Origin of the sequence: Lentilactobacillus kefiri (genome assembly GCF_009739535.1) — a bacterium.
Classification (GTDB): Bacteria; Bacillota; Bacilli; order Lactobacillales; family Lactobacillaceae; genus Lentilactobacillus; species Lentilactobacillus kefiri.
Window position 1 is genome coordinate 260,301 of sequence record NZ_CP029971.1, and the last position, 23,329, is coordinate 283,629.

Sequence of the window (23,329 nt, forward strand, 5' to 3'; positions counted from 1 at the left end):
AATTACGATGCTTGTTTTAAGATTAGTTCCGGTTCTTTATGATCGGTAACCGTCTCCGGTGTGATGACAACTTTTGAAACATCATTTCTGCTTGGTAAATCAAACATGATGTCTCGCATAACGTCTTCAATGATGGAACGAAGGCCACGGGCACCGGTATCACGGGCAATTGCCAATTGGGCCATCTTTTCAAGGGCACCTGGAGCGAACTCCAAATCGGCACCGTCAAGCTCAATCAGTTTCTTGTATTGCTTAACCAAGGCATTCTTAGGTTCAGTTAAAATCCGAACCAAATCATGTTCGTCAAGCTTATCAAGAGCAGTCAGAATTGGCAGACGACCAATGAATTCTGGAATTAGACCAAATTTCAGGAGGTCTTCAGGAATAACTGACTGCATAATGTTTTTAGGATTAACGTCGGCAGCTTCGTCGGAGTTGGTTCCAAAGCCAATGGTCTTATCACCAAGACGACTCTTAACAATGCCTTCAATTCCATCAAAGGCACCACCAACGATGAACAAAATGTTCGTTGTATCAATCTGAATGAATTCTTGTTGAGGATGCTTACGACCACCCTGAGGCGGAACGTTGGCAATCGTTCCTTCAAGGATCTTCAATAAAGCCTGTTGAACACCTTCACCGGAAACATCACGAGTAATCGAAACGTTTTCTGATTTCTTAGCAATCTTATCGATTTCATCAATATAGATAATACCGTGCTCAGCGCGTTCAACATCATAATCGGCATTTTGCAGAAGCTTTAAAAGAATGTTTTCAACATCTTCACCAACATATCCGGCTTCGGTTAAAGTCGTTGCATCAGCGATTGCAAATGGCACGTTAAGAATCTTAGCCAATGTTTGGGCTAAGTATGTCTTACCGGAACCAGTAGGTCCAATGATACAGATGTTACTCTTTTGAAGTTCCAAATCGTCGTCCGGTTCACTGATCATTTCGTTAACCCGCTTATAGTGATTATAAACGGCAACTGACAGTGTCCGTTTGGCATTTTCTTGACCAATTACAAATTCATTTAATTTATCCAGAATTTGCGCAGGTGTAAGAACCTTCAGTAAGTCTTCTGAAGATTTTTCTGGCGCTAATTCCTCGTCAATGATTTCTTTGCATAAATCAATACATTCGTTACAAATATAAACGCCGGGACCGGCAACAATTTTCTTTACCTGATCCTGTGTTTTTCCACAAAACGAGCAAGTAATAGGCCCGCTTGATTCGTTATCTTCAAACAAATTATTCACTCCTCCATCCAAGATGGACTTTAAATATAATAATCAACTAAGAGTAACTTTACCATAACATATATAAATTGCAATCAATAGGCTTTACCCCTAAAAAAAGACCCGTCGAATGAACGGGTCCTTTTAATTAAGCAGAAAAACTATTTTTCTGATTTAGTGTCTTTAGAATCTTTTTCAGTTGATTTTGCTTTAGCGTCTTGCTTTGATGAATCAACAATTAAGTCAATTGCTTGCTTGATTGCGATATCATGTTTCAACATGTCATCGGTTAAGGCACTGCGAACAGCGTCTTCCTTCATACCATATTGTTTTGCAAGGTTCTTAACTTCTGCCTTAACATCATCTTCAGATGGTTCGATCTTTTCAGCAGCAACAATTGCTTCAAGAACCAAATTTGTCTTAACACGTTTGTCAGCGCCATCAGCAAATTGTTTCTTAAGATCCTCAGGTTTAGTTCCTGTCAACTGGAAGTACATCTGTTGGTTGATACCTTGTTGTTGCATACCTGCAAGGTATTGGTCCATTTGACGTTGGATATCTTCATCAACCATTGCTTGAGGGATATCTTTAACTTCGGCATTGTCAGTTGCTTCACTAATTGCAGCATCTTCGATTGCGTCGCGGGCTTCGCTCTTCTTTTGTTTCTTAAGATCGTCTTTGATCTTTTCCTTCAATTCATCAAGACTGTCAACGTTTTCGTCAACATCCTTGGCAAAGTCATCATCTAACTTAGGTAATTCCTTTGTCTTAACTTCATGAATCTTAGTCTTGAAGATTGCATCCTTACCGGCCAAGTCTTTAGCTTGATAATCCTTAGGGAATGTAACCTTAACTTCAACATCATCGCCGGCCTTGTGACCAACTAATTGATCTTCAAAACCTGGAATAAATGAATTTGAACCTAATTCAAGAGAATGGTTTTCAGCCTTGCCACCTTCAAATGGCTTGCCGTCAACAGTACCTTCAAAGTCAATCACAACAGTGTCGCCCTTTGCAGCAGCTTTACCTTCTTTAAGAACTAGTTCAGCTTGACTTTGACGCTTCTTTTCCAATTCAGCTTCAACGTCTTTTTGATAAACACGGGTATTTTGCTTTGGAACACTCAAACCTTTGTAGTCGCCAAGCTTAACTTCAGGCTTAACGGTAACAGTGGCTTTGATAACCCAAGGCTTACCTTTTTCCATTGACTCAACACTAATCTTAGGTTGGTCAACTGGTTCGATCTTAGCATCTTTAACAGCCTTTGAATATTCGTCAGGCAAGAGAATGTTGAGGGCATCTTCGTACAATGCTTCTTCACCATACATCTTGGTGAAAATTGCACGAGGAACCTTTCCTTTACGGAAGCCAGGTACTCGAATACTGTTCTTGTTCTTTTTGAATGCACGATCTAATCCAGATTTAATTGAATCTGTACCAATTTCGAAAGTTAATTCGCCATCATTGGTACCTTTCTTTTCCCATTTTGTAGACATCTTTTTTCCTCCGAGACCAAAAGATTTTTTTACAATTTCATAATTGCATAACATTGTTATTTTAACGTATTAATCATAAAATGTAAAATTAATTTCATATAACACTCAACATATAAAAAAAGCTGTGAGGAATTATCCTCACAGCTTAGTGTGCTTTTAACGAAAGAAACTAGTCCTTAACGTCACTAACAACACCGGCACCAACAGTATGGCCACCTTCACGGATGGTAAACTTAGTACCTTTTTCAATGGCAACTGGCTTAGTTAATTCAACTTGGAATGTAACGTTATCACCAGGCATAACCATTTCTACGCCCTTTTCCAATTCGATAACACCGGTAACATCGGTGGTATGGAAGTAGAATTGTGGACGATAGTTTGAGAAGAATGGAGTATGACGTCCACCTTCTTCTTTAGTCAAGATATAAACTTGACCTTCGAACTTCTTGTGGGTCTGGATTGAACCAGGTGCAGCAAGAACTTGTCCACGGACAACTTGATCACGGTCGATACCACGAAGAAGAACACCAACGTTATCTCCGGCTTGACCTTGATCCAATGTCTTACGGAACATTTCCAAACCAGTAACAGTTGACTTCAATGGTTGGTCGTTCAAACCAACGATTTCAACTTCGTCACCGACTTTAACAGTACCACGATCGATACGGCCAGATGCAACAGTACCACGACCAGTGATAGTGAAGACATCTTCAACTGGCATCAAGAATGGTTTGCTGTCGTCACGTTCTGGAGTTGGAATGTATTCATCAACAACATCCATTAAGTCAAGGATAACTTGTTCTTGCTCCTTGTCGCCCTCAAGTGCTTTAAGAGCTGAACCACGGAGAACAGGAATATCATCACCAGGATAATCGTATTCAGAAAGTAATTCACGAACTTCCATCTCAACCAAGTCAACTAATTCGTCATCATCAACTAAATCAGTCTTGTTCAAGAATACAACGATGTAATCAACACCAACCTGGTGAGCAAGTAAGATATGTTCACGAGTTTGTGGCATTGGGCCATCAGTTGCGGCAACAACCAAAATAGCACCATCCATTTGAGCGGCACCAGTGATCATGTTTTTAATGTAATCAGCATGTCCTGGGGCATCGATATGGGCATAGTGACGCTTTTCAGTTTCGTATTCCACGTGAGCAGTGTTGATAGTTATACCACGTTCACGTTCCTCTGGAGCTGCATCAATATCAGCATAGTCTTCAGCCTTAGCGAGACCCTTTGAAGCCAATACTTTAGTGATAGCAGCAGTCAAAGTAGTTTTCCCATGATCAATATGGCCAATAGTACCAATGTTTACATGGGGTTTTGTTCTTTCATAATGTTCTTTTGCCATTAATGAAACCTCCTGTTGTTTTCAAGAATTACATCAATTCACATCAATGCATTTCTAAGTGTTATTATACTACATCTTCTGGAAAAGACAAAGTAGTCAATTTTCGAAGAATCCTTAAGTATTATATCGATACTACAATTGTTTGTAAACAGATTCCCCTTATTTTCCGAAAATAATTTGGTTATATGAGACCAATTTTAATCTCCTGGTCATGAATCAGCTTAATCCAAGCCAGCATTCTTTCCTCTTCGGGACTATCTGCGGATGCAGTCCCACCAAAGGATTGGGCAATCACAGTTTCTGCCCAGAATTTGGGAATGGTGATGACTTCATCAAAATAGGGAAAAATGTAATTACTTTGAGTAAATAATTCTTTTTCAACAAGATCGAGCTTAATTGGATCTTCTGATTCAAATTGCTCGGTTACTTTTTTTAAAACAGCTACAAAAGATTGATATTCGTCCAATGGTTTTAATTCGTCAATACTTATGGTGTGGGACTTGCCATCCAGCCAATACAACTGGATGTTTTCAGAAAATTTCACTTTCATCAGCTGAAGTAGAACTTGAGTCTTTGAAACCTGCCAGCCAAAGGGATCATTCAGCAATGTTTTTGCTGCAAGCACATATTCCTTTAAAGGCAACTTCTGTGAAACCGTGATTTCGTGGACCTGCTCATACACCGGAAGTGAACCAAGATGAGCCAATCGTCTTGTTTGCTTTGATAAATCGTTACTGTGCTGTTGACGGTAGGCATCCTCATTTTGAAGAATGACTGCCTGTCGCTGCTGGTGCTTGTCCGCCGATGTGTGAGCCAGTACTTCTCTGGCAGCCATGAACAGATCATTGGCCAAGAATATCTTTAGTCCGTCCGACTGGTATTGCGGATTAGTGATAAAGTCATTTTGAAATTCCTGAATGACCTTGTAGGCTTCTGAAAACTTCTTTAAATTGTAGAGCGCACTTGCATACAGATCGTTTATCTCAAGCATCTTCGGGTATTTCTCCAACAAATGTTCAGACTTGTTGACGACTTGATTGAATCGGCCGTCTTGCAGATCTTCATGGGCACTAAGTAAAATGACCTGATCGTTTTTTGTAATTCCAGCCATGATTTCCTCCATCATCCACTACTATAGAAAACGAGCAATTCAATTTAATGAATTACTCGCTTGTTGATTAATCTTTTTCAGTCGCTTTTTGCTTTTTCTTTGAACGTTTATGGTGTTGATTGACTTCCATAATAACTGGAAGGATAACTGGACGACGCTTTGTCTGCTTGTAGAGATAATCGCTTAAGTCTTCTCGAACATCCTGCTTTAAGTTGCTCCAATCAAACTCTTTGTGTTCAAGATTGTTCGTAACCGTCTTCTCAATAATGCCGGCTGCATCCTTCATCAGGTCTTTATTGGCCTTGACATAGACAAATCCTCTGGAAGTTAACTTAGGACTTGAAACAATCCGCTTCTTTTTACGGTCAATTGTCACAACAGCCACAAAGATACCGTCTTCGGAAAGAACTTTTCGATCCCGGAGAACAATGTTCCCAATGTCGCCGATTCCGATCCCATCAATCATGGTGTCGGCCAAGTCAACGCCCTTTCCGAGATGAATGTCATCCTTGGAAATTGAAATGACATCACCCTTTGCCGGAATGACAATTTGATCATCCGTATAGCCAATTTCTTTGGCTAATTTGGCATTGGCTTCAAGTAAACGATATTCTCCTTGAACAGGGATAATATACTTTGGATGCAAAAGATTCATCAATAATTGTAAATCGGATTGACTGGCATCACCTGATGAGTTCATCTCATCAGAAATCATCTTAACTTCACCATCGGCCCGATAAACCATATCGCGGGTTTTAGCAACGGTTGTTTCCATTGCAGTAGATGGGGTTGTCGTAATAAATACCAAATCTTTTGGTTCAATATTAATGTCACTTTGTTCCTTGTTGGCCATTCGTTGAATTGCCTTAATGGGTTCGCCCATTTTACCAGTCTGAATAATGACAACTTTGTCAGGTGCCATTTTCTTCAGCTCATCAAGTGAGCCAATCAGTAAATCGTCTTCAGGAAGCTTCAGGGTATTTAATCCCATTGCGGTTTTAACAATCCGCTCCAAATCATGACCGGTTAAGTAAACTTTCCGACCAGTTCTGGCAGCAGCATTGAAGACCTGTTGCATTCTCAAAATATTGGAAGCAACGCTGGCAACGATAATCCGGCTGTCTTGATAGTTGAATGTATCATATATATATTCGGCAATTTTCTTCTCTGACGCACTTGGCTTAGGATTTTCAGCATTTCCTGAATCATCAAGCAATGCTAAAACGCCCTCATCGCCCAATTGGGTCAAAGCTGAGTAGTTGGTCTGATAAATTGGCGCAGCGGTCTGATCAAATTTGAAATCACCGGTGTAAACAATGATTCCATCTGATGTGTGAAGGGCAATTCCCAAAGAACCGGGGATTGAATGTGTTGTCTTGAAGAAAGTCACTTTGATGTCGTCAAAATCAATTTCACTGCGTTCGCTGACAACATGGAAATCATCAAAGCTCTTAATTTCCTCAGAGTCCGCCACATTAAGTTTGGCTAACTCAATTGTCATTTCAGAACCAAAGACTGGCACATCAAACTTACTTAAGAAGTAAGAAATCGCACCAATTGAGTCCGCGTGACCGTGTGTCAGGAAGACCCCGACAATCCGATCTTTATTTTCTTCCAACCAGCTAAAGTCGGGAATCACAACATCGATTCCCAATAATTCGTTTTCAGGATATTTTAGACCACAGTCCAAAATATAAATTCCGCCATTAATATCAACCGCGTACATGTTTTTACCATTCTCGCGGACGCCACCAATAGCCATGACTTTTATTTTGTTTTTCATGATTCACCTCAAAAATTAATTTGTTCTTTTTTACGTTCGTTTTCAGCTTCTTTTAGTTTAACATATTTTTTGTTGAAACCGAATTTTTCAAAACAGATTGTTATTGCTTAAAATAAATATGTATAAAAAAAGAACGGAAAATATCCGTTCTTGAAATGTTAATATTAACGACGAAGACCTAAGTCCTTGATCAATTGACGATAACGAGTAACGTCATTGTCACGTAAGTAAGCCAAAAGGTTACGACGGTGACCAATCTTCTTCATAAGTCCACGTTGTGAATGATAATCTTTACGATGAGTACGCATATGTTCGTTCAGTTCGTTGATATCTGCAGTCAAAACAGCGATTTGAACCTCTGCTGAACCGGTATCGCCTTCGTGACGAGCAAACTTGTTGATAATTTCGTTCTTCTTGGTTTGTGTAATTGCCATAATATATAACCACCTTTTTATTTTTTTGAAGCCAACAACTGAGTAAACGGAAGTGGTACCCGACAAACTAAGTCGAAGGTCTTGTACAACACACAAAAGTTAGTATACCGGATTCTTTTAATAAATACAAGCCTCTTTGCAATATTCATTCGCAGTTTGGGTTGCAATAGTCGGCTGGTTTTTGTATAATGATGCTTGTTGAAATTTAATAATTTTTACTAAGAATAATACTCGGAGGTGAGTCAAATGCCAATTATCAAATCTGCTATCGAACGTGTTAAAACCAACGAAAAAGCACAACGTCGTAACGCTGCTCAATTGAGTGCATACCGTACTGCAGTTAAGAAGTTCCAAAAGGCACAAGTTGCCGGTTCTGACGACGCTAAGGATTTATACATTAACGCAATCAGCGCAATTGATCATGCAAAATCAAAGGGCTTAATCAAAGCTAACAAGGCTGCTCGTGACAAGTCACGTTTAACTTCAAAATTAGCTAAATAAAACCTTTTCCAGTTGTTAGTTAGTCTAACAACTTTTTTTGTACACTTTTTTACATAAAAACAGGAGTTGGAATTGCCATTTGGCATCCCGACTCCTGTTTTCGTATTTCTAACTGACGCTTTTCATAAATTTCAGCACAAATAATTCAAATAATAATTCTGGCGGACGCCGGGTCGACTTCATTTGACGTTCCGTATCCACCAAACCCACATAGGCATCCCTCAGCTGACCATAACTAAACTTTCTCACAGTCTGCATTGCGAGCTTAACCCGATAAGGATGAACTTTCAGGGTTGATGCCAGATTCCCCTGGGAGTAGCCGTGCTTTTGAAGGATCATCACCTGCAGTAAAAGCCGAAACTGCTGGATCAAGACCGCGTTGATTCGGATCGGCTCATCATTTTCCAAAAGCAGCTGATGATAAATATCCATTGACTGCTTGGCATTCTTCTTCAGCACGCTGTTAACCAGATCAAAAACATTCTGTTCCATTGATCGACTGACAAGGCCATTGACCGAATCAATATCAATCACTTTAGTATCATTATTATATAAAAATAATTTGGGAAGGTCGCTCATCATCGAAGTCAGCTTACCGCCGGTTAACTCGACCATTCGGTCCAATGCATCTTGATTAATCTTAAATCCTTCCGAAGTGATCTTATCGGTAACCAGCTGTTTGATTTCACGTTCGCGAAGACTGCCAATTTCGACAGTCACCGCAACCTTCTTGAGAGCCTTGGTAATTTTCTTCCGTGAATCCAGCTTGTCATAGGGCGCAAATATCACCATGACAGTGGATTTCTCGGGATGTTTCAAATACTCAAGAAAATCGTCAATGTTCTGATCAATTTTAGACTTGGTTCTCATTCCGGTTAAAAAGTATGGCCGGTTAATCATCACCAACCGCCGCTCACCAAAAAACGGCACGGAGATTGCGTCCTCCACAGCAGCCGAGATGGTCGTATCTTCCATGTCATAGCTGCCAATATTCATTGACCGTTCACTATCGGGGATAATGTTTGTGAATGCATTTTTGATTTGTTGGGAGAGATATTCCTGGTCACCCATAATCAAATATACCGGATCGGCAGTTCCAGCATTTAATTGTTTTATTAATTGCGAATAATTCATTCTAGGTTCCCTTCATTGCCTTTCAAGACAGTTTTAAAATGTCCGGTATTGTTTCGATAAATATATCTTACCATACCCTGTTTTTGGGTATTATAAATTCTGACGTTATGCTGTTTGAGTGTCACCAAGGTTTCATCATTGGGATGCCCATAACGATTGTTTCGGCCGGCAGAAATCAAAGCAATCCGCGGCTTGATGGCGGAAATAAATTGCGGGTCTGAAGCAGTCTTGCTTCCGTGATGGCCAACCTTCAAAACATCCGCAGTCAATCCATGGTGACGGGCAATCGTGTCCAATTCACCGGGCCGATCCAAGTCCCCTGTGAACAGCCAGCTGAGGCCACCCTTTTGAGTGCCTAAAACCATTGAATCATGGTTTTCACCCTTCCCTGCTAAATATGGGTGATAAATCTCAGCCGGAAGCCCCACCACCCGCATTTCGTCATTGACACATAACAGCTTGGTGGTTTGCCGACGATCGGCAATTCGCTTCATAAAGCCGGGGTTCTTATCCATTCCCAACGGAACGAGGATCCTGCCGATGTCCATTTCTTGAATGTACGCCGGCAGGTCGCCACAGTGATCGGCATCCTGATGGCTGACGCACAAATTATCAATTTTGGAAATGCCGATACTTTTCAAATAATTAATCGATAATCGCTTGGCTTGATATTTTTGAGTGCCCCTTTGCCATGCTTCAGAAGCAAACTGAACTTTTCCACCAGTGTCAATCAACGTCACGGAGCGATTAAACGGCTCCCGAATTAAAAAGCTGTCACCTTGGCCAATATCAAACATTGTCACCTCGCCGTATCGAGGAAAGTGAATCCAACAAAACGAAACAAGGTAAGTCAACAACAATCCCACCATAATTCGCTTTGAGTGTCTCCGATCAGAAATTGCCAGAAGAAGCGTCAAAGTCACCATCACCAAAACAATGATTAATGACGGCTTGCCAAATACCACCATCCCCGGCAACTGACTAATGGTATTCAAACCATCGTTAAACACATGTAAGAACCAGTCAATTGGCCGGATGAGCATTGTCCCAACTAAGCCACTCACCACGCCGACAATCACCAATGGGAAAATGACGCGGCCAAAGATTGGCAGCACAACTAAATTAACGGCGACACTCAAAAAATGCCATTCATAAATGTTAAATAACAAGATTGGAACAGTTAGTAAATTTAAAATAACAGTTTGTTTGATATAAGATAATTTTTCAGAAGCAATCAACCCCAACGAAAGTCCGTAACTTAACTGAACGCCCATCAGGAACATCGTCTCGGGTAAAATCAGCAAATTGATCATTAATGAACCGCTCCAAATATCAAGTTGTGAGAACCCAAGCTTGAATACGCGATTAATAATCCCAATAATTGCCATGATGACTGCCCGTAAAAGGCCTGGGGATCCGCCGGAAAAGATAAAATATCCACCCAAAAATAAGATGGCGATAACAGCTTTTCGAAATCGAGAAATTCCCAACCATGCCATCAATTGATCAATAATCGAAAGAAAATAGGCCACATGCATTCCAGAAATACTGAATATATGCAAAAGCCCCAACCTTTTAACACCCGTCATCTCATCGAAAAAATTGTTTGGCCGATAACCACTAATCAAACCGGTCGCGTAGATTCCCAACGTTTCGGGAAGTCGACCGCAGTAATGATTAAAAATTGATCGAATAATGTGAATTCGATCAATAATCGAGAGCTTGGGTGGTGACCCTTTAATATGAAAATTTTCCACCAAAAAAGCGTGACAAATCTTCTGGTGATGGTAATACTTGCGAGCATCAAACTGATTCAGATTAGTGGCCGGCAAAAAATCCGATACTTTACCAGCCGCTTCAACCACTATTGGTTTGACCTCATTCATAAACAAATGCTGCTGGCCTTTGTCCTTCAGTCGGGCGTAGAACACCATCTTCTGGTCCGCCCCTTCAGGCTTGGCAATAAAAGCTAAATTTGCCCCATCAACCTTCGCAGTGTCAGGATATATTTTCACGGTCAGTGTCTTTTGATTGGTGGATTGAGCAAGCTGAAGTTGTGTAACCCAACAAACTCCGGCAAAGATTATCGCCACCATCATGCAAATAACCATTATCTGCGGACTGCGCAACAATCCAATCCTCAAGCACAGGATGACTAATAGTCCAAGGCCGATTAAGTGATTCCCATAAATCGCCATGCTCATTAGCAGCATGATTCCAGCCGGAAAGATGAGCCAATTTGTATTAATAATTAATCAGACAGATAGGATCCGAATGGCACTCTGTCCATATCGGATTGAGTCAACTTAATTTTGTTTAATTCAATATTCTTCAAACGAATTAATTTTTGTGCATATTCATTATTATGGTAATTTCTTAAGTAATTGATCTTGGTGATGCCAGCCTGCAACAACATCTTGGTACATTGAAGGCAGGGAAAATCAGTCACATAAATTTCAGCATTGTCAGTCGGCTCGCCAAATTTGGCACATTGCAGAATTGCGTTCATTTCTGCATGAATTGTCCTGACACAATGACCATCCTCCAAATAACAGCCAACGTCGATACAGTGATCGTCACCTGCAACCGATCCATTATATCCACCAGCAATGATGCGCTTATCTCTAACAATCACCGCACCGACAGATAGTCGTTCACAGGTACTTCTTGAAGCTAATAAGACGGCCTGCATCATAAAATATTGGTCCCATTTAATTCGCTTATCCATTTTCATTCCACCTTCTCTGGTGTAAATCATATCTCAATTTTACAATTTGGGCTATACGCAAATTGAAGATTTTAGATTAGCAAAGGTTTTGTCACCAAATCCCGGAACTTCTTTTAGTTCTTCAATATTTTTAAATTGACCATGAGCTTGGCGATAAGCAATGATCTGATCGGCTTTTTTCTCGCCAATTCCGGTCAACTCTTGGAGCTTGGTTTTATCAGCAGTATTCAAATTAATTTGTTGAGAACCCGCAGCCGATGAATCTGTGCCAGCGGCTGAATCGGCTGCTGAGGCATCCCCTATGTCCGCCGGTGTAGACGGTGCGGCCTGAACGGTTGAAGTAACCGGACTGCCCTTTTCACCCCGAATGGGGACATAGATAACTTGCTGATCGGTCAATTTTTGAGCGAGATTAATTTTCTTCTTATCTGCTGATCGGTTATATCCGCCAGCCAAATCAATCGCATCTACGACCCGCATATTGGCGCTCACTTGGTAAACCCCGGGGTTCTTAACGGCTCCTTTAACGTCAACGTACATTTGCTGATTTGCCCCTGAGGCGACTTGTTTGGGCTGCTGTTGCGATGCTGATTCAGATGTTGAACCGGCGTCTGCTTCAGATGTACTTGAACTTCTGACGACCGCTTGATCGTCACTGGGGGATGAGTCACTTCTTTTACCAACAAGCATTCCACCAATCACAAACATAAAAATAACAATGACTGCCACCAAACCAATTAGGGTCTGTCTGGAAACAAAATAATCGTGTATAATCTTGATAAAAAACAAATTGAGGTTTTCGCCGATGACAATTCCGAAACGTTATGAAATTACTGATGAGCAATGGGCCCGGATTGAGGACCGTTTTCCGCCCTATAAAACCGGACGCCCACCTAAAATACCTAATCGCCAAGTTTTTAATGCGGTTCTCTGGTTGCTAAAAAGTGGCGCCACCTGGCGTGATATTCCTGAACGATACGGTTCATGGAAAACCAGCTATAGTCGTTATCGTAGTTGGGTTGATGCCGGCTTGTTTGAACGGATCTTTAAGGATTTGATCGATGAACCGGATATGGAAAATATCAGCCTCGATTCAACTAGCATTCGAGCTCATCAAAAGGCCACGGGCGCTAAAAAAACGCCCGCTGTGACGTTGAGAATCAAGCCATCGGTCTAAGCCGTGGTGGTCGAACCACTAAAATTCATGCGGTGGTGGATGGCCTTGGAAATCCATTATGTTTTATCCTTACCGGCGGCCAAGTTCATGATAGTCGGGCAGCTGAACCATTACTGCGACAATTAGCTTTAGCCGGCGTTAATCTGATTGCCGATAAAGCTTATGGGACTAAGGAACTGCGCCAGTATATTGAAGCTGAAGGCGGTCAATATACGATTCCACCTAAAAGTAATGCCCAAGACAAGTGGGATTGTGATTATTACGTCTATTGTGAACGCCATTTGATCGAGAATTACTTTAATCAATTGAAGAATTACCGGCGGATTGCGACGCGATATGATAAACTAGTGCATGTTTTTCTACAAACCATTTACATTGCTTCAATTTTGATTTGGCTTAAATAGTTTCCAGACAGACCCTAGTATCTGATAAAGATATTCATCAATGAACTCACGTATCCTATCCATGCTGTACCTCCCTTCTAAAATGTACATACGAAAAAAGGATTAGTTTATCTAACCCTTTTTTGAAAATCCTATTTATTTTTCTCCAATGCTGAAACTGCCTGGTCAAATGTTTTAACCGGGATCACTTTCATTGAAGGCGCATATTTTTTAGCGGTTGCTTTAGCCAGTTGATAGTTGGTCTTATGGTCCTCTTCATACTTCAAAATATATTTTGTCGGTTTGACATATGGCGCAAGGAAAATCTTGGCACCATGTTTCTTAGCGGTGATCACTTTCTTATCAATCCCACCAATTTCACCAACGTTTCCCAATCCGTCAACGGTACCAGTTCCGGCAACTTTTTGACCATGCCGCAAATTTTTGTTAGTCAATTGACTATAAATTTGAAGCGAGAACATTAACCCGCCTGACGGCCCACCAACTTGACCGGGATTCACTTTAATTGGAATGGCCGGCTTAACTTGAATATCATCAGTTAGTGAAATACCAATTCCGGCTCGATGCTTGGAAATCATTCCGAGTGGTTCCGTTACTTTGTGCAGCTTACCGTTTCGTTTGTATGTGACCGTCAGTTTTTGACCATACTTTTGCTGCTTCACGTATTTAATGAAGCCCAGCGAACTTTTGAAATGATGGCCATCCAAAGCAACAACCACGTCGCCCACTCTCAGCTTATTTTTAAACTTCGAGTTCTTCATCACGCTCATGACATAAATGCCTCGATATTGAATCTTGACGACTTTATGTGCCTGATGATAGGCGGTGTAAATTGCACTATTAATGGACCCATCCATGTAAATCTGTTGAACTTTACTATATTCTTTCATGTCCTGACCGCCCGTAACAGCTTCCTCAGGCTCGATTGAATAGTATGGGTTCAACTTTGCATAGAGATATGTAAACGGCCTTGCCTGGGCAATACTGACCGACATCAGCATGAATTGGCCCTTATGCTTGTCGGGATGGTTCTTAATGTTGACAATTTTACTCAAATTGGCAGCATCCCCGGGTCCCTCAATATAGTTGGGAAGCGGCCACAAGAAGCCAATTGCTATAAAAATTAAAATGGCAAACCAGATTAGATACTTTTTTAACCACTTTTTCATCAGTCCACCACTCTCTTACAGGATTTTATTACCGGTACTTTTCGTTCAAAGCCCTTACCACCGGTTCTGGAACAAATTTATCAACACTACCATGGAATTTGGCAATTTCTTTAATCATGCTGGATGAAAGATCACGGTAATTGGCAGCGGTTGGAATAAAAATTGTTTGAATATGATTGTCCAATTTTTCGTTCAATCCGGCAATCGACATTTCAGAATCCAAATCACTACCGCCCCGCACGCCGCGAACCAATACAGTTGCCCCAATACTTTGAGCAAGCTTAACCGTCAATTCTTCAGACACCAAGACCTTAACGTTTTCAATTCCCGCCAAGGCCTGTCTGGCAAAGTCTGCTCGTTCCTCATCGGTAAACAAAGCATGCTTATGCGTATTAATACTAATGGCAACGTAGACCTTGTCAAACATCCGACTGGCACGTTTAATAACGTCAATGTGGCCAAACGTAATTGGGTCAAAACTTCCTGCATATAAAGCTTTTGTCATTATTCATTCCCCATTTGATAGTCATAAATCGTTAAATTGGTCAGCCCATAATTTTTTTGCTTGGTCGCTTGAAAGCCCTCAAGTGTTTCAGGTAATTCAGTATGGTTGTCTGTCTCACAAACAATCACTGCACCCTTGTTAAGAAGATTGAGCGCCTTTAAATCACCTAAAGTTTTCACAATTTTTTGAAGCTTATATGGCGGATCAAGAAATACCATGTCGAACTGAACGTTATTTTCAGCTAATTGCTTCAAGACCGACTCGGCGTTGCCTTTAATGACGTCAAATTGATCTTCAGCATGGATCTTTTCAATATTTTCTTTGATTGTCTTGATTGCCTGATACTGACGATCAACCAAAACTGCACGATCCATCCCTCTGGAGACAGCTTCAATTCCGACAGCTCCGGAACCGGCGAAAAGATCCAGAAATTTACCACCTTGGTAATAAGGGCCGGTCATGCTGAACAGCGATTCCTTCACCTTATCAGTGGTTGGCCGAGTCTTATCACTCTTTACCGGATTTAATCGAATACCACCATATTTACCGGATACAATTCTCATAGCTTACCTCAACTTTAATAATCTTCATCTGACAAATCGTCATCATCCAAATCAGTTTTACCTTCCACTTCATGAACGAGTTCATTCAAATGTGATGGTACAACCTGTTTAACGTAATTTTGTGAGGACAACTTTTTGGTAATCGCTTCTTCTTCATCTTTATTAACATAGATCAAGCCATAACGCATCCGTTTGGACACATAATAGAGTCTGCCATATGACTTAAGATTTTTGGAATGACGAATAGAATGCAGATAAACGATCAATCCAGTTGTTGGTTGAATATCTAATGTCATAAATACATCTCCTTTAATGAGCCTTTCGAGCCAATTTTAATGCTCGACGCTCGATCCGCTGACGACTACTAATATTTAGAACCAGTCCTAAACACATCGCCAGCGTTAAAATACTGGAACCACCGTAACTAATGAATGGGAATGTGACACCTGTAATTGGCAGAACGCCCAATACACCACCCATGTTAAAAAATGTTTGAATACTCATGTAAGTTGCGACACCGTAGCAAATCAGACTTTGATAAGGATCATTGCTGCGAACGCCAATCTGAATAGTTCTCAAAATAATCACGGTCAATAGTGCCAAAACCAGGAAGGCGGCAATTGCACCTAATTCTTCAGTTAGAATTGACATGATGAAATCAGTGTTGGGTTCAGGCAAATAGCCGGTTTTTTGAACACTATTACCGAGACCGACACCAAACAAGCCGCCATTACTGATCGCATAGTAGGAGTTAACAACCTGTTGACCGGTTCCCTGAGCATGTCCAAACGGATTGGTAAACGCCACAATTCGTTGCAGACGATACGAGTTGGAGAAAGAATCGGATTTAGCCATTGGCACCAAAACCAATTCAAAAATCAAAAATGCACCGGCGGCACAGCCATAAATAATGGATAAAGCCCGTTTCCAGGAAAAACCACTACAATTGATCAATATAAAGACAATCGCAAAATTAATGGCTGCCCCACCTGAATCAGGCTGCTTAAAGATAAGGGCAATCAAAGCAAGACTCCAAAATAACGGCCATTTCATCTGATCCAACCAACTGCGAACAGAAAGCGTCATTTCGGGCTGCCCTGAAGCAACGGCGTTGGCAAGCCAGATAATCAAAAAGAACTTCACAAACTCGGCCGGTTGAATATTAATCGGCCCCAAATGAATCCACCCTGCAGCACCGTTAATGGTTTTACCAAACACCAGCAACCATAGCAATCCAAAAACAAATAGTCCAAGAAGGAACTTTAAAACAATTGGCTTTCTTAAAAAGTTAATGTTCATTCTTATCATGAAAAGGATAATTCCGAGCCCAACAACCATGTATATCAGTTGTTTGATCAGGTAACTCAGCGGACTTCCACCGTTTTGCAGCGCAATATTTGCACTGGCAGAGTATACCATTACAACCCCAATAACTGACATAATGATATATGGTATAAAAATAACATAATCAAGATTTTTTAAACGTTCTTTCCCCATTGGTCCAACTCCACTTTTCTAATTGTATGTACGGACATCGACCTACATTATATCATAATTAAAAGGCCGATTTTGCGGATTGCCAACGAGGTTTATTGGATTTTAAAAAAATCCAAATTAAGCCACTTTTCAACTCAAAAAGCCGCAACCATTCCGTTAAGGTTTGGTTGCGGCTTAATTTAAAAGTTAATTTTAGTTATGACGTTGCTTCTTAGCTTCTTTTTCACGAGTGTTTGAGTTAAGAATCTTCTTTCTCAAACGAATGAAGTGAGGTGTTACTTCACACAATTCATCTTCATTCAAGAATTCAAGTGATTCTTCAAGTGAAAGATGGGTTGGCGTGTTAATCCGGGCCATATCATCAGAACCGGCAGCACGAACGTTAGTAAGGTTCTTACCTTTGGTGATGTTAACAGTGATATCATTCTCACGGTTGTTTTCACCGACGATCATACCTTCATAAACTTCGGTACCTGGATCGATTAACAATGTACCACGGCTTTCGATCCCCATCATTGCATAGGTGGTTGCTTTACCGGCGTTCATTGAAACAAGGGTACCCTTCTTACGACCAGGGTTCCAGCCCTTGATAACTGGCATGTACTTTTCAAAAGTATGGTTCAAAATACCATAACCACGAGTTAATGAAAGGAATTCAGTTGAATAACCAATCAATCCACGTGATGGAGCCAAGAATGTCAAACGAGTTTGACCATTGTCGGTTGTTTCCATATTTTGCATGGTACCTTTACGTTGTGAAAGGGTATCAATAATTGAACCGGTATACTCGTCAGGAGTATCGATTTGAACAGTTTCAAATGGTTCGCAAGTTGTTCCATCAACATCTCGATAGATAACTTCTGGACGTGAAACTTGTAATTCAAATCCTTCACGACGAAGGGTTTCAACTAAAATAGACAAATGCAATTCACCACGTCCTGAAACAACCCATGAACCTGGGGTGTCAGTGTCATCAACACGTAATGAAACATCGGTATGAAGTTCACGCTTCAAACGATCACCTAACTGACGGGCAGTAACAAACTTACCGTCTTGGCCGGCGAATGGTGAAGTGTTGGTACCAAATGTCATTTGCAGAGTTGGGGCATCAATTCTAAGGATTGGAAGTGGTTCTGGATCCTTAGGGTCAACAACAGTTTCACCGACATTAATATCTTCCATTCCGGAAACGGCGATTAAATCACCAGCTTTAGCGGATTGGATATCTTCTTTCTTCAAACCAAAGAATCCCATTAATTTGGTAACACGGAAGTTTTGCTTTGAACCATCAAGCTTCATAACAGTAACACTGTCACCAACTTTGATAGTTCCACGGAAGATTCGGCCAATACCAATACGACCAACGAAGTCATTATAATCAAGCATTGCAACTTGGAATTGAAGAGGTTCGTCTGAGTTATCGATAGGAGATGGAATATTCTTGATAATGGTATCAAAGATAGGCTTCATAGTATGTTCCTGCTTGCTGATATCAGGATCGTAACTTGAAGTACCATTCATAGCTGATGCGTATACAACAGGGAAATCAAGTTGCTCTTCATCAGCACCAAGTTCGATGAATAAGTCAAGAACTTCATCCACAACTTCTTTAGGACGAGCACCTTCACGGTCAACCTTGTTAATCACAACGATTGGGGTTAAGTGTTGTTCAAGAGCTTTCTTCAAAACGAACCGGGTTTGAGGCATTGTACCTTCGAAAGCATCAACGACAAGTAAACAGCCATCAACCATTCGCATAATACGTTCAACTTCACCACCGAAGTCCGCATGTCCTGGGGTATCCAAGATGTTAATTTGTTTGTCGCCATAACGAACGGCAGTGTTTTTTGAGAGAATGGTAATTCCACGTTCTCGTTCAATGGCATTCGAGTCAAGAGCCCGATCCTCAATTTGTACGTGTTGATCAAGCGTATCTGACTGCTTTAACAATTCGTTAACCAAGGTTGTCTTACCGTGGTCAACGTGGGCGATAATAGCGATGTTACGAATGTCGTCGCGTGTCTTTAATTTAGTATCCAAGTCGTTTGCTTCCCTTCATTTAAATCAAACCGAATGTTGTACATCATATATATTGGCATAAAAAAACTGTGACAACTGTCACAGTCCGATCATTTACTTACGATTGTAAGAATGTCTCGATGTGCATTTCGTGTTGCTAACAATACTGGTGTTGATGATAACACATCCAACCGCTGTCCGTCAATAGTTGTCATCTTAAGTCCGGCAGTTTCACATAAAATTCTGCCAGCCCCAAAATCCCAAGGCTTTAAGTAGGAAATATATCCGACCAATTCACCACGAAGAACGGAAACGATATCAATACCGGCACTGCCATATATGCGCATTCCCAAAGACTGCTGAGCAATGTCTACCATATTATAATCATTATGCAATACCATGGGACCACTTAAACCAATCAAGCCTTCCCTTAATGGCGTATCTTGAACTGGTGGTAGCGGTTGGCCATTGTCAAAGACTCCGAGATCAGGACCTCCTGAAAGTAAATGTTTGCCAATCACATCCATTACATAACCAAGAACCCCTTTGCCATCCTCATACAATGCAATCATGATGGCAAAGTTGTTGCGCTGCTTAACAAAATTCATCGTGCCGTCAATTGGATCGATAATCCAAATGCGTCCCTTGGTGGAATGAACCTGGTCGCCAAAGCCCTCTTCTCCGAGAATCTTTGAATCGGGGTCAAATTCACGAATCTTGCCGACTAAAAACTTTTCATTTTGCTTGTCAACGTTCGTGACTAAATCTTTCCGACTGGTTTTGGTATCGACCGTAAGCCGGGTATCGATTTTTCTTAAAACATTGTCTCTGGATTCACTCAACCAGCCTCGGACAGTTTTATCAATATGCTTTAATTCATTAATTTCCATGCTATGCCTCGTGTATCTTCAGATTAACCGATTGTGCGTCTTTAGAAGCCTTGATGACTTGATAGGCGTCATATCCGGAACGGTTCTCAAACTCCCTTTCAAGTTGTTTTTCTTCCATTTTGGAAGGCAGAATTTTCTGGAATTTTCGATAAGCGGCAAGAAAATCCGATCTTTTGACACCCCCGGATTGCTCATATGCCTGCTCAACCATCTGGTAAAAATTCACAACATCAATAATTTCATCGACATTCAAACCATCAATCAAAGGGTATTCATACCCATCAGCCATTGCACTCACTCCGATCGTTACTGCATTGACTTTATTATAAGATAGATACTGAGTTTGTGAAACAGAAATGATCAAAGTTTGTGGGATTTTACATGTTTGGCTGAGTTCAAAAGACAGATGTTCCAAAAAAGTGAGTGGCGCCGGTCCAGCTTCAACAATTTGCCAAGCTGTTCGCGGGACAAAAAAGCAGGTCATGATGAACAACTACATTCATCATGACCTGCTTTACTTGTATTCCGAGTTCTAAACAGAACTCATCGAAACTTTTTAAATATGAGTTGGGAATCCCAATCCAACATCGGCAGCTTCTTGAATAGGCTCGCTCAAAGTTGGATGTGGGTGAATGGTAAGGGCAATGTCCTCAACATTCATGTGACTGTTAACTGCCAAGCTTAACTCGGCAATCAGATCACTGGCACCTGGTCCAACAATTTCACCACCAACAAGTGTCTTGTCGTCTTTAGTGAAGATCAAACGAACAAATCCATCGGCTTGGTCAAGTGATACGGCACGGGCATTACCTGCAAATGGGAACTTCGAAGTTGAAACTTCGATGTCTTTATCCTTTGCTTGTGCCTGAGTCATACCAACAACGGCGATTTCTGGATCTGAGAAGCAGACTGCTGGAACGCCAACATAGTCGTTAGCAGTGTTCTTACCGGAAATTGCACCGGCAGCAACTTTGCCTTGGAAGAATGCTTTGTGAGCCAAAGCAGGACCTGAAGCAATATCTCCAATTGCGAAGATATGTGGAGAATCAGTTCTGCCTTGTTCATCAGTTTGAACAATTCCGTGGTCATCAACTTTAACCTTGGTGTATTCCAAGCCAAGATCATCAGTATTTGGACGACGACCAACGGTGACCATGCAGTAGTCAGCTTTGATGGTTGTTTGTTTGCCATCTTCCTCGTACGTTACAGAAACGCTGTCGGCATCCTGACTTGAAGAAATTGCTTTGGCACTGGTATGAATATCAACGCCCTTCTTCTTCAAGTTCTTAACAACCAATGAAACCATGTCCTTGGTAAAGCCATTCAAGATTGAATCCAATCCTTCGATGATCGTTACGTGGGCACCCAAGTTGGCATATGCACCAGCTAATTCGGTACCAACATATCCACCACCGATAACAACGAATTCTTTAGGAATTTCCGGAAGGTTCAAGCCGCCGGTTGAGTCAACCACTCGACCGTCAAATTTAAATCCAGGAATTTCAATTGGATGTGAACCACTGGCAATGATCAGGTTATCAAACTGAATAGTTGTTCCGGTATCGGCACTCATGAATTGTTGAGGTCCAGTAGGCATTACCCGTAATTGGGTATCACTATCAAGAACCGCTTCACCATGAATGACTTCAACCTTGTGCTTGTTCAGCAGCATCTTAACACCGCTGGTCATTCGGTCAACAACCTTCTTTTGCTTCCACTCCTGAGTTTTGGCAAAATCGATTGTAGCTGGTTGAGTCGTGATTCCATAAGTCGAAGCATCATTTGCTTCCTGCAGACGATGCCCAGCAGCGATCAAAGCTTTGGAAGGAACACAACCAACGTTTAAACAAACACCGCCAAGTGTATCTGATTTTTCAATCAGTGTTACTTTTTGTCCTAATTCGGATGCACGGATTGCGGCAACGTAGCCACCAGGGCCAGCTCCGATAATTACTGTTTCTTTCTTTTCAACATCAGCCATTATTCGATCATCCTTCCATCAACAGCATTGCTGGATCATGAAGCAATTGATTCATGTAATTCAAAGCGTTTTGAGCAAGGGCGCCATCGATTAATCTGTGATCGTAACTCAATGAAAGTTTAAGCATATTGCCAACTTTGATTTCGCCGTCTTCAGGATCAACGTATGGTTCCTTGGCAATCTTACCAACACCCAAGATTGCAACTTCAGGTTGGTTGATAACTGGAGTGAACCAGCCACCACCGATTGAACCAACGTTACTGATGGTAATTGAACCACCCTTCATTGTATCTGGGCCAAGCTTGTTGTCATAAGCATCTTGAGTATTTTCAGAAATTTCTTTGGCGATTTCAAACATCCCTTTGGAATCGGCATTCTTAATGTTTGGTACGTACAAACCATGATCAGTGTTTGTGGCAATCCCAACATTGAAGTAGTGCTTGTAAACAATTTCCTGGGTTGTGTCGTCAATTGAAGCGTTGAACTCAGGGTATTTCTTAATAACGGCAACCAGTGCCTTAACGATGTAAGGCAAGAATGTCAAATGAATATCCTGGTCGGCAGCTGCTTGCTTGTACTTCTTACGGTTGGCCATCAGGGCACTAACTTCAACATCATCAAATGAAGTTACGTGAGGCGCAATGTCTTTAGATGTACGCATTGCTTTGGCAATAATCTTACGCATAGGTGACATTGGTTCACGAGTTTCAAGATCAGGCTGATCGGACTTCCATGGAGCAACAGCTTGTCCAGTGGCTTTTGCCTCGCCGGCAGGAGCTGCGGCTGATGCTGGTGCAGCAGCTGAAGCAGCTGGTGCAGCGGCAGGATTGAAGTTGTCGATATCAGCTTTTGTAATTTGACCATGATTTCCTGTAGCAGGAACTGCAGTGATGTCCACACCCTTGTCACGTGCATATTGACGGACGGATGGCATTGCTTTCACAATTGCATTTGGATTTGATGCAGCTGGTGCGGCAGTAACTGCGGCTGGAGCAGCGGCAGGCGCAGGTGCAGCAGCTGGAGCAGGAGTTTCTTCCTTAGCGGGAGCAGCTTCTTCTTTTGCAGGTGCTGCAGGAGCTGAATCATCGGGTTCATCAGGAGAGCCGTCATCAATGACAACTAAGACATCGCCTTTTTCAGCGGTCTCCCCTTCCTTTTTTTCAATACTCTTAATGGTTCCGGCAACTGGAGATGGCATTTCTTGGACAGACTTATCGTTTTGAATTTCTACTAACGGATCGTCTTCCTTGACTTTATCGCCAACCTTTACATCCCAGGTAGCAATTTCACCTTCAGTAATACCTTCTCCCATTTCTGGTAGTTTAAACTTATAAGCCATGGG

Annotated in this window: 22 protein-coding genes; 2 read left to right on the top strand and 20 right to left on the bottom strand. The window is 41.4% G+C overall.

The window, feature by feature from the left end:
* Positions 1 to 2 precede the first annotated feature (2 nt).
* The 6 genes from clpX to rpsO all read right to left on the bottom strand — a co-directional run bounded on the left by clpX (position 3) and on the right by rpsO (position 7,419).
* The gene (clpX, locus tag DNL43_RS01415; protein ID WP_179286781.1) at positions 3 to 1,250 is read right to left on the bottom strand and encodes an ATP-dependent Clp protease ATP-binding subunit ClpX; all 1,248 of its coding nucleotides are present in this window, start codon (positions 1,248 to 1,250) and stop codon (positions 3 to 5) included.
* A 149-nt stretch (positions 1,251 to 1,399) separates the two neighbouring features.
* Positions 1,400 to 2,734, bottom strand: coding sequence for a trigger factor (gene tig, locus DNL43_RS01420; protein ID WP_056982195.1), 1,335 nt, complete (start codon positions 2,732 to 2,734; stop codon positions 1,400 to 1,402).
* 169 nt (positions 2,735 to 2,903) lie between these two features.
* Positions 2,904 to 4,091, bottom strand: coding sequence for an elongation factor Tu (tuf, locus tag DNL43_RS01425; RefSeq protein ID WP_054769507.1), 1,188 nt, complete (start codon positions 4,089 to 4,091; stop codon positions 2,904 to 2,906).
* A gap of 181 nt (positions 4,092 to 4,272) precedes the next feature.
* Complete coding sequence (locus tag DNL43_RS01430; RefSeq protein ID WP_056982193.1) at positions 4,273 to 5,202, bottom strand: hypothetical protein; 930 nt, start codon at positions 5,200 to 5,202, stop codon at positions 4,273 to 4,275.
* 67 nt (positions 5,203 to 5,269) lie between these two features.
* Positions 5,270 to 6,985: a ribonuclease J gene (locus DNL43_RS01435; protein ID WP_056982191.1), complete on the bottom strand. Its 1,716-nt coding sequence runs from the start codon at positions 6,983 to 6,985 to the stop codon at positions 5,270 to 5,272.
* 164 nt (positions 6,986 to 7,149) lie between these two features.
* Entirely contained in the window at positions 7,150 to 7,419 is a 270-nt protein-coding gene (rpsO, locus tag DNL43_RS01440) for a 30S ribosomal protein S15 (RefSeq protein ID WP_020281908.1), read from the bottom strand.
* Between the two features lie 246 nt (positions 7,420 to 7,665).
* Here rpsO and rpsT point away from each other — a divergent pair, with 246 nt between their 5' ends.
* Complete coding sequence (rpsT, locus tag DNL43_RS01445; RefSeq protein ID WP_054769508.1) at positions 7,666 to 7,920, top strand: 30S ribosomal protein S20; 255 nt, start codon at positions 7,666 to 7,668, stop codon at positions 7,918 to 7,920.
* A gap of 108 nt (positions 7,921 to 8,028) precedes the next feature.
* Here rpsT and holA read toward each other — a convergent pair whose 3' ends face one another.
* The 4 genes from holA to DNL43_RS01465 are packed head-to-tail and all read right to left on the bottom strand — an operon-like array spanning position 8,029 to position 12,490.
* Positions 8,029 to 9,054, bottom strand: coding sequence for a DNA polymerase III subunit delta (holA, locus tag DNL43_RS01450; protein ID WP_056982189.1), 1,026 nt, complete (start codon positions 9,052 to 9,054; stop codon positions 8,029 to 8,031).
* Positions 9,051 to 11,258, bottom strand: a complete 2,208-nt coding sequence (locus DNL43_RS01455) for a DNA internalization-related competence protein ComEC/Rec2 (RefSeq protein WP_056982186.1) — start codon at positions 11,256 to 11,258, stop codon at positions 9,051 to 9,053. The genes holA and DNL43_RS01455 overlap by 4 nt, the downstream gene beginning before the upstream one ends.
* A 47-nt stretch (positions 11,259 to 11,305) precedes the next feature.
* On the bottom strand, positions 11,306 to 11,782 hold the full coding sequence (locus DNL43_RS01460) for a ComE operon protein 2 (RefSeq protein ID WP_056982183.1): 477 nt from the start codon (positions 11,780 to 11,782) through the stop codon (positions 11,306 to 11,308).
* A gap of 51 nt (positions 11,783 to 11,833) precedes the next feature.
* Positions 11,834 to 12,490: a ComEA family DNA-binding protein gene (locus tag DNL43_RS01465; RefSeq protein WP_156645077.1), complete on the bottom strand. Its 657-nt coding sequence runs from the start codon at positions 12,488 to 12,490 to the stop codon at positions 11,834 to 11,836.
* 97 nt (positions 12,491 to 12,587) lie between these two features.
* On the opposite strand from DNL43_RS01465, the gene DNL43_RS01470 reads away from it, so the two are divergent.
* Positions 12,588 to 13,363, top strand: a protein-coding gene (locus DNL43_RS01470) for an IS5 family transposase (RefSeq protein WP_094753971.1) whose coding sequence is annotated in 2 segments (ribosomal slippage) — positions 12,588 to 12,915 and positions 12,915 to 13,363 — 777 coding nt in all. Because the reading frame shifts where the segments join, the coding sequence is not laid out codon by codon here.
* A gap of 131 nt (positions 13,364 to 13,494) precedes the next feature.
* Here DNL43_RS01470 and DNL43_RS01475 read toward each other — a convergent pair.
* The 10 genes from DNL43_RS01475 to DNL43_RS01520 all read right to left on the bottom strand — a co-directional run bounded on the left by DNL43_RS01475 (position 13,495) and on the right by DNL43_RS01520 (position 23,326).
* Positions 13,495 to 14,532 (bottom strand): SepM family pheromone-processing serine protease, encoded by a 1,038-nt coding sequence (locus DNL43_RS01475; RefSeq protein WP_156644969.1) that lies wholly within the window; start codon positions 14,530 to 14,532, stop codon positions 13,495 to 13,497.
* Between the two features lie 28 nt (positions 14,533 to 14,560).
* Positions 14,561 to 15,037, bottom strand: a complete 477-nt coding sequence (coaD, locus tag DNL43_RS01480; protein ID WP_054769814.1) for a pantetheine-phosphate adenylyltransferase — start codon at positions 15,035 to 15,037, stop codon at positions 14,561 to 14,563.
* Positions 15,037 to 15,600: a 16S rRNA (guanine(966)-N(2))-methyltransferase RsmD gene (rsmD, locus tag DNL43_RS01485; RefSeq protein WP_056982179.1), complete on the bottom strand. Its 564-nt coding sequence runs from the start codon at positions 15,598 to 15,600 to the stop codon at positions 15,037 to 15,039. Before rsmD ends, coaD begins: the two co-directional genes overlap by 1 nt.
* Before the next feature lie 14 nt (positions 15,601 to 15,614).
* The gene (locus DNL43_RS01490; RefSeq protein WP_054769813.1) at positions 15,615 to 15,896 is read right to left on the bottom strand and encodes a YlbG family protein; all 282 of its coding nucleotides are present in this window, start codon (positions 15,894 to 15,896) and stop codon (positions 15,615 to 15,617) included.
* Between the two features lie 13 nt (positions 15,897 to 15,909).
* Positions 15,910 to 17,097: an FtsW/RodA/SpoVE family cell cycle protein gene (locus DNL43_RS01495; protein ID WP_056982177.1), complete on the bottom strand. Its 1,188-nt coding sequence runs from the start codon at positions 17,095 to 17,097 to the stop codon at positions 15,910 to 15,912.
* Positions 17,098 to 17,289: 192 nt separating this feature from the next.
* Entirely contained in the window at positions 17,290 to 19,137 is a 1,848-nt protein-coding gene (gene typA / locus DNL43_RS01500; RefSeq protein WP_056982175.1) for a translational GTPase TypA, read from the bottom strand.
* Between the two features lie 89 nt (positions 19,138 to 19,226).
* Complete coding sequence (locus tag DNL43_RS01505) at positions 19,227 to 20,006, bottom strand: inositol monophosphatase family protein (protein WP_054769222.1); 780 nt, start codon at positions 20,004 to 20,006, stop codon at positions 19,227 to 19,229.
* A 1-nt stretch (position 20,007) separates the two neighbouring features.
* Positions 20,008 to 20,490: a UPF0223 family protein gene (locus DNL43_RS12315; protein WP_306765868.1), complete on the bottom strand. Its 483-nt coding sequence runs from the start codon at positions 20,488 to 20,490 to the stop codon at positions 20,008 to 20,010.
* Between the two features lie 72 nt (positions 20,491 to 20,562).
* A complete protein-coding gene (gene lpdA / locus DNL43_RS01515) occupies positions 20,563 to 21,987 on the bottom strand; it encodes a dihydrolipoyl dehydrogenase (protein ID WP_056982173.1) in 1,425 nt (474 codons plus the stop codon).
* 7 nt (positions 21,988 to 21,994) lie between these two features.
* Positions 21,995 to 23,326 (bottom strand): 2-oxo acid dehydrogenase subunit E2, encoded by a 1,332-nt coding sequence (locus tag DNL43_RS01520; RefSeq protein WP_056982171.1) that lies wholly within the window; start codon positions 23,324 to 23,326, stop codon positions 21,995 to 21,997.
* Positions 23,327 to 23,329 lie beyond the last annotated feature (3 nt).

Coding starts and splice junctions, on each gene's coding strand:
- DNL43_RS01505 (WP_054769222.1), bottom strand. CDS start 20,006: ATGGAAATTAATGAATTAAAGCATATTGATAAAACTGTCCGAGGCTGG.
- DNL43_RS01465 (WP_156645077.1), bottom strand. CDS start 12,490: ATGTTTGTGATTGGTGGAATGCTTGTTGGTAAAAGAAGTGACTCATCC.
- DNL43_RS01430 (WP_056982193.1), bottom strand. CDS start 5,202: ATGGCTGGAATTACAAAAAACGATCAGGTCATTTTACTTAGTGCCCAT.
- coaD (WP_054769814.1), bottom strand. CDS start 15,037: ATGACAAAAGCTTTATATGCAGGAAGTTTTGACCCAATTACGTTTGGC.
- DNL43_RS01435 (WP_056982191.1), bottom strand. CDS start 6,985: ATGAAAAACAAAATAAAAGTCATGGCTATTGGTGGCGTCCGCGAGAAT.
- tig (WP_056982195.1), bottom strand. CDS start 2,734: ATGTCTACAAAATGGGAAAAGAAAGGTACCAATGATGGCGAATTAACT.
- tuf (WP_054769507.1), bottom strand. CDS start 4,091: ATGGCAAAAGAACATTATGAAAGAACAAAACCCCATGTAAACATTGGT.
- lpdA (WP_056982173.1), bottom strand. CDS start 21,987: ATGGCTGATGTTGAAAAGAAAGAAACAGTAATTATCGGAGCTGGCCCT.
- rsmD (WP_056982179.1), bottom strand. CDS start 15,600: ATGAGAATTGTATCCGGTAAATATGGTGGTATTCGATTAAATCCGGTA.
- DNL43_RS12315 (WP_306765868.1), bottom strand. CDS start 20,490: ATGACCTGCTTTTTTGTCCCGCGAACAGCTTGGCAAATTGTTGAAGCT.
- holA (WP_056982189.1), bottom strand. CDS start 9,054: ATGAATTATTCGCAATTAATAAAACAATTAAATGCTGGAACTGCCGAT.
- DNL43_RS01460 (WP_056982183.1), bottom strand. CDS start 11,782: ATGGATAAGCGAATTAAATGGGACCAATATTTTATGATGCAGGCCGTC.
- rpsO (WP_020281908.1), bottom strand. CDS start 7,419: ATGGCAATTACACAAACCAAGAAGAACGAAATTATCAACAAGTTTGCT.
- DNL43_RS01475 (WP_156644969.1), bottom strand. CDS start 14,532: ATGAAAAAGTGGTTAAAAAAGTATCTAATCTGGTTTGCCATTTTAATT.
- DNL43_RS01495 (WP_056982177.1), bottom strand. CDS start 17,097: ATGGGGAAAGAACGTTTAAAAAATCTTGATTATGTTATTTTTATACCA.
- DNL43_RS01455 (WP_056982186.1), bottom strand. CDS start 11,258: ATGAGCATGGCGATTTATGGGAATCACTTAATCGGCCTTGGACTATTA.
- rpsT (WP_054769508.1), top strand. CDS start 7,666: ATGCCAATTATCAAATCTGCTATCGAACGTGTTAAAACCAACGAAAAA.
- DNL43_RS01520 (WP_056982171.1), bottom strand. CDS start 23,326: ATGGCTTATAAGTTTAAACTACCAGAAATGGGAGAAGGTATTACTGAA.
- DNL43_RS01490 (WP_054769813.1), bottom strand. CDS start 15,896: ATGACATTAGATATTCAACCAACAACTGGATTGATCGTTTATCTGCAT.